Below are 15,230 nucleotides of genomic sequence, written 5' to 3' on the forward strand. Positions count from 1 at the left end.
GGGGCGGATCGCGACACCGACGAGCTGCCGCCGTTCCAGCGGCACGCCGAGCGCCGCGGCCCGCGTCGGGAGTTCGTGCGGCGGCTGCCCGAGGAGACGGGTGAGCACCGTCCGGTGGGTCTGCCGCTCCAGCGACTCGCGGTCCCGCGCCACGAGCCGGTGCACGGCGAGCGCGGACGCCGCGCGTTCGGCGACCACGACGTGCCGGTGCGGCGGCGGGTCGGGGGAGACCATGACGAGCCGGCCCCAGTCCGCGCCCCGCGCCCCGACCACCGTCACCAGCCAGCCCGCCTGCGCGTGGTAGGCCGTCCGCTCCGACACGGCGACCGCCCGTGACCGCTGCCCCCAGTCGGCGAGCAGCGCGGTCGGGTCCTGTCCCGCCGCGTCGTAGGCGAGCACCTCGTGCCCCAGCGTCTCCAGCACCACGGGCAGCCCGGCGGTCCGGGCCACCTCGCGCAGCACCTCGGCGGGCTCGGCGCCGGCCACGGTGAGCGCGGTGAACGCCTCGTGCACCTGCTCGGCCGCCCGGAGCTCGGCGAGCTGGGCGTCCACGATCAGCGACACGACGGCCTCGGTCACGGACACGAACCGGGTCTCCCGCGCGAGTGTGACGAGCGGCAGGCCGTGCTGCTCGGCGGCGGCCACGAGCGCGCCGGGCACCTGGTCGCTCCACCGCCGCACCAGCTCGACGACCAGCCCGGACGCCCCGACGGACGCCAGGTCGGCGACGTACCGCCGCAGCCCGTCCGGGTCGTCGGGCAGCGCGATCCCGGTGGTCAGCACCAGTTCGCCGCCGCGCAGCAGGTGCGCGATGTCGGCCACCTCGGCGACGTGGACCCAGCGCACCCGCCGGCCCATCCCGGCCGCGCCGGCGACGACCGTGGGCTCCCCGCGCCGGACCACGGGCAGGGCGAGCGCTTCCGCGACCGTGGGGTACATGGACACAACGTAATGCGCGGAGCCGGAAAGCGGTACAGGTTGTGCATGGCGGGGCGGGGCGACGCCGACCAGACTCCTGGGTGGTGCGGGACCGACGACCGGAGGACGCGATGGGACACGAGGAGTTGCTGGCCAGGCACCGCGCGGTGATGCCCGACTGGATGGCCCTCTACTACGAGCGGCCGATCGAGCTGGCGAGCGCGAGCGGGCGCCGGGTGACGGACCGCGAGGGCCGTACCTACCTCGACTTCTTCGCCGGCATCCTGACCAACGCGATCGGCTACGACGTCGCCGAGATCTCCGACGCGATCCGCGCCCAGCTCGACACCGGCGTGCTGCACAGCTCCACGCTGTACCTGATCCGCTCGCAGGTCGAGCTGGCGGAGAAGATCGCCGAGCTGTCCGGCATCCCGGACGCCAAGGTGTTCTTCACCAACTCCGGCACCGAGGCCAACGAGACGGCGCTCATGCTGGCCACCCAGTTCCGGCGCAGCGACCAGGTCCTCGCGCTGCGCAACTCCTACCACGGCCGCGCCTTCGCCACGGTGGCGATCACCGGCAACCGCGGCTGGTCGGCGTCCTCGCTGAGCCCGGTCAAGGTGAGCTGGGTGCACGGCGGCTACCGGTTCCGCAGCCCGTTCCGGGACCTGTCCGACGCCGACTACGTCAAGGCGTGCGTGGCGGACCTGCGCGAGGTCATCGAGACGACCACGGCCGGTGACGTGGCGTGCATGATCGCCGAGCCGATCCAGGGCGTCGGCGGGTTCTCCTCGCCGCCCGACGGGCTGTTCGCCGCGTTCAAGGAGGTGCTGGACGAGTACGGCATCCTCTTCGTCTCCGACGAGGTGCAGACCGGCTGGGGCCGCACCGGAGAGCACTTCTGGGGCATCCAGGCGCACGGCGTGACGCCGGACGCGATGACGTTCGCGAAGGGCCTGGGCAACGGGCTGGCGATCGGCGGCGTGGTGGCGCGCGGCGACCTGATGGACTGCCTCACGGCCCACTCGCTGTCGACGTTCGGCGGGAACCCGATCGCCACCACCGGCGCCCTGGCCACGTTGGACTACCTGCTCGACCACGACCTCCAGGCCAACGCCGCCAAGCTCGGCGACCGGCTGATCGGCGGGCTGCGGTCCGTCGCGGCGGACCGGCCGGCGGTGGGCGACGTGCGCGGCAAGGGCCTCATGGTCGGCGTCGAGCTGGTCGGCGCGGACGGCGCGCCGGACCCGGCGAAGGCGGTCGCGGTGCTGGAGGGCGCGCGGGAACGAGGTCTGCTCGTGGGCAAGGGCGGCCTGTACGGGAACGTGATCCGCCTCGCGCCGCCGATGACGGTGACCGAGGACGAGGTCGAAGAGGCGTTGGGAATCCTGGAGGACGTCCTGTGAGCGATGTGCGGATCACCCCCAAGCGGATCGGGCACTGGATCGGCGGCAAGCCGTGGACGGGCGACAGCGCGCGCTCCGGCGACGTGTACGACCCGGCGACCGGGCAGGTGGCGGCGCGGGTCGACTTCGCCGACGAGTCCACAGTGGACGAGGCGGTGGGGAGCGCGCGCGAGGCGTTCACGTCGTGGCGGAACGCGTCGCTGGCCCAGCGGTCCACGGTGATGTTCGCGTTCCGCGAGCTGCTGAACGCCCGCAAGGGCGAGCTGACCGCGATCGTCACCGCCGAGCACGGCAAGGTGCTGTCCGACGCGGCGGGCGAGGTGCAGCGAGGGCTGGAGGCAGTGGAGTTCGCGTGCGGCATCCCGCACCTGCTCAAGGGCGGGTTCAGCGAGAACGCGTCCACCAGGGTGGACGTGTACTCGATGCAGCAGCCGCTCGGCGTGGTCGGCGTGATCTCGCCGTTCAACTTCCCCGCGATGGTGCCGCTGTGGTTCGTGCCGAACGCGATCGCGTGCGGCAACGCGGTGGTGCTGAAGCCGTCGGAGAAGGACCCGTCGGCGGCGAACTTCATCGCGGAGCTGTTCGCCGAGGCGGGGTTGCCGGACGGCGTGCTGAACGTCGTGCACGGCGACAAGGTCGCGGTGGACCGCATCTTGGAGCACCCGGACGTGAAGGCGGTGTCGTTCGTGGGGTCGACGCCGATCGCGCGGTACGTCTACGAGACCGGCACCCGGCACGGCAAGCGCGTGCAGGCCCTGGGCGGCGCGAAGAACCACATGGTCGTGCTGCCGGACGCGGACCTCGACCTGGCGGCGGACGCGGCGGTGTCGGCGGGGTTCGGCTCGGCGGGGGAGCGGTGCATGGCCATCTCGGTCGTGGTCGCGGTGGACCCCGTCGGCGACGAGCTCGTCGCCAAGATCACCGACCGCATCAACGACCTGCACGTCGGCGACGGCCGCCGTCCGGGCTGCGAGATGGGACCGCTGGTGACGGGCGCGCACCGCGACCGCGTCCGGACCTACGTGGAGAACGGCACGGCGGAGGGCGCGTCGCTGGTCGTGGACGGCCGGTCGCACGCGATCGACGGCGAGGCGGACGGGTTCTGGCTCGGCCCGACGCTGTTCGACCACGTCGGCACGGACATGGCGCTCTACCGCGACGAGATCTTCGGCCCGGTGCTGTCGGTGCTGCGCGTGGCGACGTACGACGACGCGCTCGACGTGGTCAACGGCAACCCGTACGGCAACGGCACGGCGATCTTCACCAACGACGGCGGCGCGGCGCGGCGGTTCCAGAACGAGGTCGAGGTCGGCATGGTGGGCGTGAACGTGCCGATCCCGGTGCCCGTGGCCTACTACTCGTTCGGCGGGTGGAAGGACTCCCTGTTCGGCGACTCGCACGCGTACGGGCCGGAGGGCATCCACTTCTTCACCCGCACCAAGGTCGTCACGAGTCGGTGGCTGGACCCGTCGCACGGCGGGGTCAACCTCGGGTTCCCGCAGAACACCTGAGCCGGGCGCGCGGCCCCGGCCGGTCGGGCGACCCCCGAGCGGCCGCGGTCGTGATCGCCTCGACGGGGACCGGGCCGGTGGGGTCGCCCCGGCCCGGTTCGCCCCGTCACCGCTACCTGGCCTGGGCCGCCAGCGACTGGGGGAGCAGGTCGTATCGGCTGAACCGGCGGGTGTACGTGCCGGTGCCGGACGTCAGCGACCGCAGCTCCACCGCGTACCGGAGCAGTTCCGTGGCGGGCACCTCGGCGCGGATCACCGTGTAGCCGGGGCTGTCCGCCTCGGTGCCGAGCACCCGGCCGCGGCGGCCGGACAGGTCGCCCAGCACGGTGCCGAGGTGGTCGTCCGGCAGCCGCACGGTCACCTCGTCCACCGGTTCCAGCAACGCGGTGCGGCCGTTCGCGGCGGCGTCCTTCAGCGCCAGCGAACCGGCGGTCTGGAACGCGGCGTCCGACGAGTCCACCGAGTGCGCCTTGCCGTCGACGAGCGTGACGCGGACGTCCACCACCGGGTGACCGCCCTGCAGGCCGCGTGCCAGTTGGGCGCGCACGCCCTTCTCGACGCTCGGGATGAACTGGTTGGGGATCGCGCCGCCGACGATCCGGTCCACGAACTCGAAGCCCGACCCGCGCGGCAGCGGCTCGACCACGATGTCGCACACCGCGTACTGGCCGTGCCCGCCGGACTGCTTCACGTGCCGCCCGTGGCCCTTGGCCGGGCCGACGAACGTCTCGCGCAACGCCACCCGCACCGGCTCGGTGTCGACCTCCGCGCCACCGGCCCGCAACCGGGCCAGCACGACGTCCGCGTGCGCCTCGCCCATGCACCACAGCACCAGCTGGTGGGTCTCCGCGTTGCGCTCCAGCCGCAACGTCGGGTCGCCCGCCACCAGCTTGCCGAGGTTGCGGGCCAGGTTGTCCTCGTCGCTGCGGCTGCGCGGGACGACGGCGACCGGCAGCAGCGGTTCCGGCATCTCCCACGGCGCCACCAGCAGCGGCTTGTCGGGCGCGGACACCGTGTCGCCGGTCTCGGCGGACCCGAGCTTGGTCAACGCGCACAGGTCGCCGGCCACGCAGTACGGCACCTCGCGCAGGTTCGCGCCGAGCGGCGAGTAGACGTGCGCGACCCGTTCGTCGACGTCGTGGTCCTCGTGGCCGCGGTCGGCCATGCCGTGACCCGACACGTGCACCGGCCGTTCGGGGCGCAGCGTCCCGGAGAACACGCGGACCAGCGACACGCGGCCCACGTACGAGTCGACGGCGGTGCGCACGACCTCGGCGACCAGCGGGCCGTTCGGGTCGGCCTCCAGGCGGGGCTGCGGGATGCCGTCCACGCCGGTCACCTCGGGCAGGGGGTGTTCCAGCGGGGAGGGGAACGCGCGGGCGATGCCGTCGAGCAGTTCCGGCAGGCCGAGGCCGGTCAGCGCGCACACCGGCATCACCGGGTGGAACGAGCCGCGCGCGACCGCCGTCTCCAGGTCCGCGATGAGCGTCGCCTGGTCGATGTCCTCGCCGCCGAGGTAGCGGTCCATCAGCGTCTCGTCCTCGCTCTCCGCGATGATCCCCTCGATGAGCGCGTTGCGCTGCTCCTCGTACCGGGGGTCGTCGGTGGTGAGCAGGCCGACCAGGCCGCCGTCGTCGCCGGGCAGGTACAGCGGCACCACACCCGCGCCGAACGCGGCCTGGCAGGCGGCGATCTCGGTGGGCACGTCGGCGCGCTGGTGGTCCGTGCGGGCGATCACGACCGCGCGCGGCATGCCGACCGCCGCGCACTCCTCCCACAGCGCCACCGTGGCCGGGTCCACGCCTTCCGCCGCGCTGACCACGAACAACGCCGCGTCGGCCGCGCGCAGGCCGGCCCGGAGCTCGCCGACGAAGTCCGCGTAACCGGGCGTGTCGATGAGGTTGATCTTGATGTCGCCGTGCCGGATCGGGGCGACGGCGAGGCCGACGGACCGCTGCTGGCGGACAGCCGCCGGATCGTGGTCGCACACCGTGTTGCCCTCGGTGACCGAACCGGCCCGGGTCAGCACACCGGTGCTGGCGAGCAGGGCCTCGGCGAGCGTCGTCTTGCCGGAGCCGGACGGGCCGACCAGCACGACGTTGCGGACCTTGGCCGGGTCGTCCACAGCGACCGCGCCTGCCGAGTGGCCGTTGTCGGAGTGTTTGCTGCCCATTGGGACCACCCTCCACAAGTGTTTAGTGTCCGATCTCACACCCGTGCGACCTGCGGGACAACCCCAACCGGCCACACCCAACCCGGCAGGAGGAACGGGGGTGGTGTGCGCCACCAGGGCCGCGGCGGTCCGTCGGGCCGGTGGTTGTGGCAAGGGGTGGCGTAGGCCACTACCTGCGGCGGGAGTGGAAGTGGCCTGCCGAGAACGGGCGTGAGTGGCATGCCTCGGCGGTCCACGTCGGCCTTACCATGGGTGGTGTTGGTCCTCCACTTCGAGAAAGGTTGGTCGTGACCACTTCACCCGACGCCGGCACCCAGGTCACCGGCACTTCCCGCGTCAAGCGGGGCATGGCGGAGATGCTCAAGGGCGGCGTGATCATGGACGTGGTCAACGCCGAGCAGGCCAAGATCGCCGAGGACGCGGGCGCCGTCGCCGTCATGGCGCTGGAGCGCGTCCCCGCCGACATCCGCGCGCAGGGCGGCGTGTCCCGGATGAGCGACCCGGACATGATCGACGGCATCATCAACGCGGTGTCGATCCCGGTGATGGCCAAGGCGCGGATCGGCCACTTCGTCGAGGCGCAGGTCCTCCAGTCGCTCGGCGTGGACTACATCGACGAGTCCGAGGTGCTGACCCCGGCGGACTACGCGAACCACATCGACAAGTGGCAGTTCACCGTGCCGTTCGTGTGCGGTGCGACCAACCTGGGCGAGGCGCTGCGCCGCATCACCGAGGGCGCGGCGATGATCCGCTCCAAGGGTGAGGCCGGCACCGGCGACGTCTCCAACGCCACTACCCACATGCGCAAGATCCGCGCCGAGATCCTGCGGCTGCAGAACCTCCCCACCGACGAGCTGTACGTCGCGGCGAAGGAGCTCCAGGCCCCGTACGAGCTGGTCCGCGAGGTCGCCGAGGCCGGCAAGCTGCCGGTCGTCCTGTTCACCGCGGGCGGCATCGCGACCCCCGCCGACGCGGCGATGATGATGCAGCTCGGCGCCGAGGGCGTGTTCGTCGGGTCGGGCATCTTCAAGTCCGGCAACCCGGCGCAGCGCGCCGAGGCGATCGTGAAGGCGACCACGTTCTACGACGACCCGGACGTCATCGCCAAGGTCTCGCGCGGCCTGGGCGAGGCGATGGTCGGCATCAACGTGGACGAGATCCCCGAGCCCCACCGCCTGGCCGAGCGCGGCTGGTAGACCTCCGCTCGTGACGCCCGCGGCCCGCCGGACCCCCGGCGGGCCGCGGGCGTCCGTTCAGGAGACCGGGTAGACCTCGATGTCGACCTTGTGGCCGTGAGATCCCGCGAGCTTCGCGTCGCAGGTGATGAGCGGCACGTCGAGCTGCTCGGCGAGAGCGACGTACTGCGCGTCGTAGGCGCTGAGCGAGTCGCACAGCTCCCACGCCCGATCGATGAGGGCGCGGTGCCCGGTGGTGGCGATCGGGGCCCTGGCCAACCACCACGCCGCCCGGTTGGCCTGGGCGCGGCCCACCGCGTCGACTCGCGCCCGTCGGCGCAACACGTTGAGCACTTCGCAGATGATCAAGTCCGGCGCGGCGAGTTCGCTTGCCAGGACGCGACGACGGAGTGGCTGCACGGGCTCGGCGCCGATCATTGCCTCGATCAGGGCCGAGGCGTCGATCACGACCGTCGCCACAGGTGCCTGTACAACTCGTTGTGGCGGGCCTCGTCTTCGGCCCGGCACGCGGCCAGGATCGCGACCGCGTTCGACGGCTCGCCTCGGAACAGGTCGAGGTCCGACATGACCTCCGCCATGGTCGGCCCGTCGGCGAACTCGGCCTGTCGCTGCTCGATCTGCGCGCGAAGACCGAAGACGTTGTCGTCGGGGTCCGGTTCGTCGGCCACGTGGTCCAGATTAGTCGCGGGGTGCGACATTCGCGGCCACCTCCTCTGTTGTCATGCAAGATCCATCGGCCGACCGGCCCGCCGGCTGGATCGCTCGAACGCGTGTTCTAGACGTGCTCCGAGACCAGCAGGGCGACGGTTCCCCGTTCGAGTGCCTGGGCCGTGTGCGGGACGTCGCCGGGGTACAGGAGGTAGTCGCCGGGGCCCAGTTCGACCGGCTCGCCCTGCGGCCCCGCGAGCATGCGGCCGGAGCTGACGATCACGTGTTCCACGGTCCCCGGCATGTGCGGTTCGGATTCGCGGGCCGGGCCGGGTTCGAGGTGGAGCAGGTAGATGTCGCGCCGGGCGCCCGGCGGGCACGACGCGAGCAGGGTCGCGGTGTAGTGGGCGCGTTCCGAGTAGATCGCCGGGCCCTCCCCGGCACGGATGACGCGGACGCGCGGGGTGGGCGGGTCGACCAGGCGGGAGAACGGCACGCCCAGCGCGACCCCGAGCGCCCACAGGGTCTCGACGCTGGGGTTCCCGCTGCCGGACTCGAGCTGGGACAGCGTCGACTTCGCGATCCCGGCCCGCTTGGCCAGTTCGCTCAACGACAGGCCCGCGCGGTCGCGCTCGCGGCGGAGCGAGGCGGCGATGACGTCGAGCGGCGCCCCTGTGTTCGACATGACAGTCCAATCGTTCGGCTTGACGAACACTTCCGATGTGTTCATCGTAGAAGACGATGCGTTCGACATGGCGAACCCCGGACTCCGAGCTGCTGCGTGACGTCGCCGCGGTGGCGGCCGGCGCTGCCGTCAGCGGCGCCTCCTTCGGTGCGATCTCCACCGGCGCGGGACTGCCGTGGTGGCTGCCCGTGGTGATGTCGTTGCTGGTCTTCGCGGGCGGCGCGCAGTTCATGGCGGTCGGCGTGGTCGCCGCCGGCGGCAGCCCGGCCGCCGCGGTGCTCGCCGGGCTCCTGCTCAACGTCCGCCACCTGCCGTTCGGCCTGGCGGTCGGCGACGTGCTCGGCAAGGGCCTGGTCCAGCGGCTCGTGGGCAGCCACCTGCTGATCGACGAGACCACGGCGTTCGCGCTCGCCCAGAGCGACCCGCGCAAGGCCAAGGCCGCCTACTGGTCGTGCGGCGTCGCCCTGTTCGTCGCCTGGAACCTCGCCGTGGTCGCGGGCGCGCTCGTGGGCCAGAACATCGGCGACCCGAACGCCTTCGGGCTGGACGCCGCGTTCCCCGCCGCGCTCCTCGCCCTCCTGCTCCCCGCGCTCAAGGACAAGGCCACCCGGCACGCCGCGCTGCTCGGCGCGGCCATCGCACTGGCCGCGACGCCGTTCCTGCCGGCGGGCGTCCCGGTCCTGGTCGCGCTGGGCGGCTTGGTGATCACCGCACGGCAGAAGGCGCCCGCATGACGTTGACCGCCGTCCTGGTGCTCGCCGCGGGCACCTACGCGTTCCGCCTCGCCGGACCGCTGCTGCGCGACCGGCTGACGCTCTCCGACCGGGTCAAGCTGATGATGTCCACCTCCGCGACGATCCTGCTGTTCGCGCTGGTGGCGACCGCGTCGCTGGCCAAGGGGCAGGCCTTCGCGGGTTTCGCGCTGCCGATCGGGGTGCTGGTCGGCGGGGTCGCGGCCTGGCGCAAGGCGCCGTTCGTGGTGGTGGTCGTGCTGGCCGCCGTCACCACCGCGGGCCTGCGGCTCGCCGGAGTCTCCTAGAAGACCGCCGCCCACCGGTCGCGACCTGGTTCACGAAGAGCCGGGCATGCGCGACACGGCGGGCGGAGGCGTCTACAGGTAGTCGCTGAGCCTGCTCGCCAGCCCGGCCCGGTCCCGCGCGCCACCCGGGTCCGGTTCGGGGCCGCCCGTCTTGCCCGCCAGCACGTCGTCCACGAACCGCGCCACCACGTCCGGCGGCGGCACGAGGGGAAGACCCAGGTGGGCCACGACGACCGGCGCCTCGGCCGGGTCGGTCTCGACCGCGATCGACCAGCCGCGCTCCTCGTTCCACAACAGCATCAGGTCGCGCCCCGGACCCTCGGCCAGACCGAGGTAGGCGGTGGCGGTGTCGCTGACCTCGAACTCGGTGCCCTCCGGCGGGACGCCGACTTCCTCGGCCACCGCCTTCACGTACCGGGCCAGGCCTTGGCTGATCACCGCACTGTTATCCATACCTCTCATTCTGGACCTTTCCGGCGGCGATCGGCGCCACCAGCCACGACTCCGGGATGCCGAACGCGTCGACCAGGGCCCTCGCGTGCGGTCGCAACCGGCCGCACAGCTCGTTCACGGCCTGTGACACCGCCTTCGACCGCTGGGGCGACAAGCGGCCGTGCTCCAGGAACCACGCCCGGTCCGCCTCGATGGTGCTCAACGCGTATAGGTCGCACACCTGGTCCAGCAGGGCGGTCGCCTCAGGGTCGCCGCACCGGTCCACCGCCGCCACGAACGCCTCCAGCACCACCCGGTCCACGTGGACGCGAGCGGCGTGCAGCACGTGGTCCTGAGCGGCGTTGAAGACGTCGAACGCGTTGTCCTTGGACGCCCTGCGCAACCGCCGCGCCAGGCCCTCCAGCACGTGCTTCTCGCGGTCCTCGAACTGCCGGAGCTGCCAGCCGCGGTCCAGCAGCGCGTCCGAGCTGCCCGACACCAGCCGGTCGATGATCGCCCGCGCGGCCGTCCGCTCGATCACCACGCCCACCGCCTGGTCGGCCACGAACCGCACCATGCCCCACGGGTCGAGGTCGCCGACGTGGTCGCGGTAGCTGGTGAGCAGGCCCTTCGCGACCAGCTGCAGCAGCACGGTGTTGTCGCCCTCGAACGTGGTGAACACGTCGGTGTCGGCCTTCAGCCCGGCGATCAGGTTCTCCGACAGGTACCCGGCCCCGCCGCACGCCTCGCGGCACGTCTGGATGGTCCGCGTGGCGTGCCACGTGGCCACGGCCTTCAGCCCGGCGGCCCGCGACTCCAGTTCCCGCTGCGCCCGGTCGTCGCCGACGTCGTGCAGCGCGGACACCAGCTCCTCCTGCGCGAAGTGCAGCGCGTACGACGTGGCCAGCGCGGGCAGCAGCCGCCGCTGGTGGGCCAGGTAGTCGAGCACCACGACCTCGTCGCCGCCGTCCGGCCGGGTGAACTGCCGCCGCGCGTCGCCGTACCGGATCGCCAGCGCCAACGCCTTCTTGGTCGCGCTGCCCGCCCCGCCCGCCACGCTGATCCGGCCGCGCACCAGGGTGCCGAGCATGGTGAAGAACCGGCGGCCCTCGCCCTCGATCGGGCTGGAGTAGGCGCCGTCCGGAGCGACGTCGCCGTACCGGTTGAGCAGGTTCGCCCGCGGCACGCGGACGTGGTCGAACCACAGGCGTCCGTTGTCCACGCCGTTCAGGCCGGCCTTCGGCCCGCAGTCCTCGATCCGCACGCCCGGCATCGGCGCGCCGTCCGCGTCCCGGACGGGCACGAGCACCGCGTGCACGCCGTGCGTCGCACCGCCTGTCACGAGCTGCGCGAACACCACGGCCATGCGTCCGTCGCGGGCCGCGTTGCCGATGTAGTCCTTGCGCGCCGACGGGTCCGGCGTGTGGACCACGAACTCCTCGGTCGACGGGTCGTAGGTCGCCGTGGTCCGCAGGTTCTGGACGTCAGACCCGTGCCCGGTCTCGGTCATGGCGAAGCAGCCCGGGAGGTCCAGGTCCATGATCGCGCGGAGGTACCGGTCGTGGTGCTCGGCCGTGCCGAGCGCCTGCACCGCGCCGCCGAACAGGCCCCACTGCACGCCCGCCTTCACCATCAGCGACAGGTCGCCGAACCCCAGCACCTCGAACGCGACCACGGAGCCGCCGACGTCGTCCCGGCCGCCGTGCCCGGTCGGGAACCCGATCAGCGGGTGGCCGCCGTCCGCCAGCGCGCGCATCTGCTCCGAGACCCAGGCGCGGTACTCCTCGCGCCCCAGCTCGCCGGGCGGCTGCAGACCGGCGAGCAGGTCGAGCGACCCGCGGCGCAACGACGCCCACCGGCCGTCGAGCAGGTCGCGCAACGCCTCGGTCCGCTTGTCGACTTCGCCCGTGGTGATCCCCATGCTCTTTGTTAACACAGGTTCACGGCGGGGGCGCGACAACGGCACCGCCCCACCCGCGCCGACGCCGTGTGCGATGCCGACGTGGGGCAGGGGCAAGGTCCGACGCTCGCAGGGGCAACGTCAGACACCTCACGAACATGACGGTCCGTGACGATGGACTGATCGGTGTAACGCGGGCACCACGGTGGGGCGACCCACAGAGTGGCGTCTGTCACACCTGGAGGCAAGCCATGCCCTTCCGTCCCCGCCGCAGGCGGATCGCCGTCACCGCCGCTCTCGTCCTGACGGCACCACTGCTCGTGGTCGGCCCGGCCACCGCCGACCCGAACAACAACTCACCGGCCAAGCTCACCAAGGCCGTCACGCTCGACGGGGTGCTGCGGCACCTCGACGCGTTCCAGGCCATCGCCGACGAGCACGGCGACCGCGCCGCGGGCCGTCCCGGCTACCGGGCGTCGGTGGACTACGTCGTCGACACCCTCACCGCCGCGGGCTACGACCCCGCCGTGCAGGCGTTCGACTTCCCCTACACCGAGGAGCGGTCCGAGCTCGAACAGCTCGCCCCGACGCCGCGGACCTACGCGGTGGACCGGGACTTCACCCGCAACGGCTTCACGCCGACGTACCTGGGCGAGGCCACCGCGCCCGTCACGGCCGTGGACGTGGTCGTCCCGCCCGGCCCGAACCCGAACTCGAACAGCAGCGGTTGCGAGGCGTCCGACTTCGCGGGCTTCACCGCGGGCACCATCGCCCTGCTGCAGCGCGGCACCTGCGGGTTCGCCCAGAAGACCTTGAACGCCCAGGCCGCGGGCGCGTCCGGCGTGATCCTGTTCAACGAGGGCCAACCGGGCCGCACCGGCCTGTCCACGCCGATCGGCGACACGCCGGGCCTCGCGATCCCGGTCGTCTTCGCCACCTACGCGGTCGGCGCGGAACTGGCCGTCGGCGGGCCGCGCACGGTCCGGGTCAAGGTCGACTTCCTGTCCGAGACGCGCACCGCGTGGAACGTGTTCGCCGAGTCGGACGAGGGGATCGCCGACAACACCGTGATGGCGGGCGCCCACCTCGACGGCGTGCAGGACGGCGCCGGGATCAACGACAACGGCACCGGGTCCGCCGCGCTGCTGGAGGTCGCCGTCCGGATGGCCAAGGTGAAGACGAACAACCTGGTCCGGTTCGCCTGGTGGGGCGCGGAGGAGGAAGGGCTGCTCGGCTCGGAGCACTACGTCGCCACCCTGCCGCAGGCCGAGCGGGACCGCGTCGCGCTGTACCTGAACTTCGACATGGTCGGCTCGCCGAACTACTTCAACGGGATCTACGACGGCGACAACTCCAGCGGCACGGCCCCGCCCGGGTTCATCCCGCCCGGCTCGGCCGAGATCGAGGACGTGTTCGAGAAGTTCTACGCCGACCGCGGCCTGCCCGCGGAGGACACCGAGTTCTCCGGCCGGTCCGACTACGGCCCGTTCATCGCCGTCGGCATCCCGGCCGGCGGCCTGTTCACCGGCGCGGAAGGCGTGAAGACCGCCGACCAGGCCGCGCGGTACGGCGGGGTCGCGGGCGCCGCCTACGACCCGTGCTACCACCAGCCGTGCGACAGCAACACGCCCGTCGCCGACGGCGCGGACGCCGCCCTGTACGCGCAGCTGGACGCCGCCTACGACCTGCGCGGCAACGTCAACGCGGCGGCGCTGGACGTCAACGCCGACGCCATCGCCACCGCCGTGATCACGTTCGCCTTCGACACCTCGACCGTGAACGGGGTCCGCTCGCCGGGCAAGTCGCACGGCGCGGGCACGTCGTCGGTGCGGATCACCGCCTGACCGGGAGGCGGGCCGGGCGGGTCACCCGGTCCCGGCCCGCCACCGCTCGGTCACGACCACCGCTCGGTCACGACCACCGCTCGGTCACGACCACCGGTCGCGCGCGCCGTCACTGCCCGCCGGCGGCACGGTGTGCTTGCGGACGTGCTGGAACAGCAGGTTCGTCTGCACCTCGCTGACCTCGCGGCGGGTGGTGAAGCGGTCCAGCACGAGGCGTTGCAGGTGGGGCGTGTCGGCGACGGCCACGTGCACCAGGAAGTCCTCCGGCCCGGCCACGTGCGACATGGCCAGCACCTCCGGCAGCGACAGCACGTAGTCCATGAACGGCTCCACGATCGCCCGCGTGTGCGGCCGGACCCGGACCGCGATGATCGCCTGCACCGGCCGTCCGACCGCGGCCAGGTCGACCTCCGCGTGGTACCCGGTGATCACGCCGCGCTCGCGGAGGGACCGGTGCCGGACCACGCACGTCGACGCCGCCACGTTCACCCGGTCCGCCAGGTCCTTGTTGGGCAGCCGCGCGTCCTTCTGCAGCTCCCGGACGATCGCCGCGTCCACCGAATCCAGCACGTCGAAACCCTCCTCCAGCCGAACAGCCTGCGGAAGTCTGCGCCGACCACCGACGAGAAGTCCACGATTCGGGCATGACCCGGTTGCGAACGACGGCGGTGCACGGTGGGCGCGACGACCTCGCCGACCTGGGCGTGCACGCCCTTCCGATCGACCTGTCCACCACCTACCCCATCCCCGACCAGGCCGCGGGCGGCGAGGCGCTGCAGCACCTCGCCGAGGGCGCCGCGCACGCCACCTCGCCCGTCTACTCCCGGCTGCACAACCCCACCGTGGCCCGGTTCGAGCAGGCGCTGGCGGCGCTGGAGGGCACGTCGGCCGCCGTGGCGTTCGGCAGCGGCATGGCCGCCGTCACCGCCGTGGTGCAGGCGGCGTGCGTGCTGATCGGCAAGCCGCACGTGGTCGCGGTGCGGCCCCTTTACGGCGGCACCGACCACCTGCTGTCGTCCGGCCTGCTCGGCGTGCGCACCACGTACGCGGCGGCCGACCGGGTCGCCGACGCGATCACCCCGGAGACCGGGCTGGTGGTCGTCGAGACGCCGGCCAACCCCAACCTCGACCTCCTCGACATCGCCGCGGTCGTCGCGCAGGCCGGCGGCGTGCCCGTGGTCGTGGACAACACGTTCGCCACGCCCGTGCTCCAGAACCCCGCCGCGCTCGGCGCGACGTACGTGCTGCACTCGGGCACCAAGTACCTCGGCGGGCACGGCGACGTGCTCGGCGGCGTCGTGGCCTGCGCCGAGGAGCACGCCGGGCCGTTGCGCCAGGTCCGGATCATCACCGGCGCCGTGCTGCACCCGCTCGGCGGCTACCTCATGCACCGCGGCCTGGCCACGCTGCCGCTGCGCGTCGAGGCGGCCCAGCGCGGCGCGGTCGTGCTCGCCGCGCGGCTCGCCGACCACCCCGGC

Annotated in this window: 15 protein-coding genes; 7 read left to right on the forward strand and 8 right to left on the reverse strand. The window is 72.7% G+C overall.

Going from position 1 to position 15,230, the window contains the following annotated elements:
• The coding region (locus ACFQ3T_RS26350; RefSeq protein ID WP_380726956.1) for a PucR family transcriptional regulator ligand-binding domain-containing protein at positions 1-939 on the reverse strand (939 nt) is incomplete at its 3' end.
• Positions 940-1,049: 110 nt separating this feature from the next.
• Between ACFQ3T_RS26350 and ACFQ3T_RS26355 the strand changes: the two genes are divergently transcribed.
• Together ACFQ3T_RS26355 and ACFQ3T_RS26360 are read left to right on the forward strand one after the other, a co-directional pair.
• Positions 1,050-2,324 carry an aspartate aminotransferase family protein gene (locus ACFQ3T_RS26355; RefSeq protein WP_380726981.1) on the forward strand — a complete coding sequence of 425 codons (1,275 nt, stop codon included), beginning with the start codon at positions 1,050-1,052 and terminating at the stop codon, positions 2,322-2,324.
• Between the two features lie 5 nt (positions 2,325-2,329).
• Positions 2,330-3,835: a CoA-acylating methylmalonate-semialdehyde dehydrogenase gene (locus tag ACFQ3T_RS26360; protein WP_380726983.1), complete on the forward strand. Its 1,506-nt coding sequence runs from the start codon at positions 2,330-2,332 to the stop codon at positions 3,833-3,835.
• Positions 3,836-3,947: 112 nt separating this feature from the next.
• Here the strand turns inward: ACFQ3T_RS26360 and ACFQ3T_RS26365 are convergent, their stop codons facing one another.
• The gene (locus ACFQ3T_RS26365; protein ID WP_380726958.1) at positions 3,948-6,008 is read right to left on the reverse strand and encodes an elongation factor G-like protein EF-G2; all 2,061 of its coding nucleotides are present in this window, start codon (positions 6,006-6,008) and stop codon (positions 3,948-3,950) included.
• 248 nt (positions 6,009-6,256) lie between these two features.
• Here ACFQ3T_RS26365 and pdxS point away from each other — a divergent pair, with 248 nt between their 5' ends.
• Positions 6,257-7,204 carry a pyridoxal 5'-phosphate synthase lyase subunit PdxS gene (gene pdxS / locus ACFQ3T_RS26370; RefSeq protein ID WP_380726960.1) on the forward strand — a complete coding sequence of 316 codons (948 nt, stop codon included), beginning with the start codon at positions 6,257-6,259 and terminating at the stop codon, positions 7,202-7,204.
• Positions 7,205-7,261: 57 nt separating this feature from the next.
• Here the strand turns inward: pdxS and ACFQ3T_RS26375 are convergent, their stop codons facing one another.
• From ACFQ3T_RS26375 to ACFQ3T_RS26385, 3 genes are all read right to left on the reverse strand, one after another.
• Positions 7,262-7,663 (reverse strand): type II toxin-antitoxin system VapC family toxin, encoded by a 402-nt coding sequence (locus ACFQ3T_RS26375; RefSeq protein WP_380726961.1) that lies wholly within the window; start codon positions 7,661-7,663, stop codon positions 7,262-7,264.
• Positions 7,648-7,902 carry a hypothetical protein gene (locus tag ACFQ3T_RS26380; RefSeq protein WP_380726963.1) on the reverse strand — a complete coding sequence of 85 codons (255 nt, stop codon included), beginning with the start codon at positions 7,900-7,902 and terminating at the stop codon, positions 7,648-7,650. The genes ACFQ3T_RS26375 and ACFQ3T_RS26380 overlap by 16 nt, the downstream gene beginning before the upstream one ends.
• Before the next feature lie 77 nt (positions 7,903-7,979).
• Positions 7,980-8,537, reverse strand: coding sequence for a helix-turn-helix domain-containing protein (locus ACFQ3T_RS26385; RefSeq protein WP_380726965.1), 558 nt, complete (start codon positions 8,535-8,537; stop codon positions 7,980-7,982).
• A 56-nt stretch (positions 8,538-8,593) separates the two neighbouring features.
• Between ACFQ3T_RS26385 and ACFQ3T_RS26390 the strand changes: the two genes are divergently transcribed.
• Positions 8,594-9,271: an AzlC family ABC transporter permease gene (locus ACFQ3T_RS26390; protein WP_380726967.1), complete on the forward strand. Its 678-nt coding sequence runs from the start codon at positions 8,594-8,596 to the stop codon at positions 9,269-9,271.
• Positions 9,268-9,576, forward strand: a complete 309-nt coding sequence (locus ACFQ3T_RS26395; protein ID WP_380726969.1) for an AzlD domain-containing protein — start codon at positions 9,268-9,270, stop codon at positions 9,574-9,576. Before ACFQ3T_RS26390 ends, ACFQ3T_RS26395 begins: the two co-directional genes overlap by 4 nt.
• Before the next feature lie 72 nt (positions 9,577-9,648).
• On the opposite strand, the gene ACFQ3T_RS26400 is transcribed toward ACFQ3T_RS26395, so the two are convergent.
• Positions 9,649-10,029: a DUF6292 family protein gene (locus ACFQ3T_RS26400; protein WP_380726971.1), complete on the reverse strand. Its 381-nt coding sequence runs from the start codon at positions 10,027-10,029 to the stop codon at positions 9,649-9,651.
• The gene (locus ACFQ3T_RS26405; protein WP_380726973.1) at positions 10,022-11,929 is read right to left on the reverse strand and encodes an acyl-CoA dehydrogenase family protein; all 1,908 of its coding nucleotides are present in this window, start codon (positions 11,927-11,929) and stop codon (positions 10,022-10,024) included. Before ACFQ3T_RS26405 ends, ACFQ3T_RS26400 begins: the two co-directional genes overlap by 8 nt.
• Positions 11,930-12,159: 230 nt before the next feature.
• Here ACFQ3T_RS26405 and ACFQ3T_RS26410 point away from each other — a divergent pair, with 230 nt between their 5' ends.
• Positions 12,160-13,752, forward strand: coding sequence for a M28 family metallopeptidase (locus tag ACFQ3T_RS26410; protein WP_380726975.1), 1,593 nt, complete (start codon positions 12,160-12,162; stop codon positions 13,750-13,752).
• 84 nt (positions 13,753-13,836) lie between these two features.
• Here ACFQ3T_RS26410 and ACFQ3T_RS26415 read toward each other — a convergent pair whose 3' ends face one another.
• On the reverse strand, positions 13,837-14,322 hold the full coding sequence (locus ACFQ3T_RS26415; protein ID WP_380726977.1) for an Lrp/AsnC family transcriptional regulator: 486 nt from the start codon (positions 14,320-14,322) through the stop codon (positions 13,837-13,839).
• A 74-nt stretch (positions 14,323-14,396) separates the two neighbouring features.
• Here ACFQ3T_RS26415 and ACFQ3T_RS26420 point away from each other — a divergent pair.
• The coding region (locus ACFQ3T_RS26420) for a trans-sulfuration enzyme family protein (RefSeq protein WP_380726979.1) at positions 14,397-15,230 on the forward strand (834 nt) is incomplete at its 3' end.

The organism is Saccharothrix hoggarensis, assembly GCF_042678885.1.
GTDB classification, from domain to species: domain Bacteria; phylum Actinomycetota; class Actinomycetes; order Mycobacteriales; family Pseudonocardiaceae; genus Actinosynnema; species Actinosynnema hoggarensis.

Bases quoted from the DNA above. Each gene is read 5' to 3' on its own strand.
- ACFQ3T_RS26355 (WP_380726981.1), top strand. From the start codon at position 1,050: ATGGGACACGAGGAGTTGCTGGCCAGGCACCGCGCGGTGATGCCCGAC.
- ACFQ3T_RS26365 (WP_380726958.1), bottom strand. From the start codon at position 6,008: ATGGGCAGCAAACACTCCGACAACGGCCACTCGGCAGGCGCGGTCGCT.
- pdxS (WP_380726960.1), top strand. From the start codon at position 6,257: ATGGGTGGTGTTGGTCCTCCACTTCGAGAAAGGTTGGTCGTGACCACT.
- ACFQ3T_RS26380 (WP_380726963.1), bottom strand. From the start codon at position 7,902: ATGTCGCACCCCGCGACTAATCTGGACCACGTGGCCGACGAACCGGAC.
- ACFQ3T_RS26385 (WP_380726965.1), bottom strand. From the start codon at position 8,537: ATGTCGAACACAGGGGCGCCGCTCGACGTCATCGCCGCCTCGCTCCGC.
- ACFQ3T_RS26390 (WP_380726967.1), top strand. From the start codon at position 8,594: ATGCGTTCGACATGGCGAACCCCGGACTCCGAGCTGCTGCGTGACGTC.
- ACFQ3T_RS26395 (WP_380726969.1), top strand. From the start codon at position 9,268: ATGACGTTGACCGCCGTCCTGGTGCTCGCCGCGGGCACCTACGCGTTC.
- ACFQ3T_RS26400 (WP_380726971.1), bottom strand. From the start codon at position 10,029: ATGGATAACAGTGCGGTGATCAGCCAAGGCCTGGCCCGGTACGTGAAG.
- ACFQ3T_RS26405 (WP_380726973.1), bottom strand. From the start codon at position 11,929: ATGGGGATCACCACGGGCGAAGTCGACAAGCGGACCGAGGCGTTGCGC.
- ACFQ3T_RS26410 (WP_380726975.1), top strand. From the start codon at position 12,160: ATGCCCTTCCGTCCCCGCCGCAGGCGGATCGCCGTCACCGCCGCTCTC.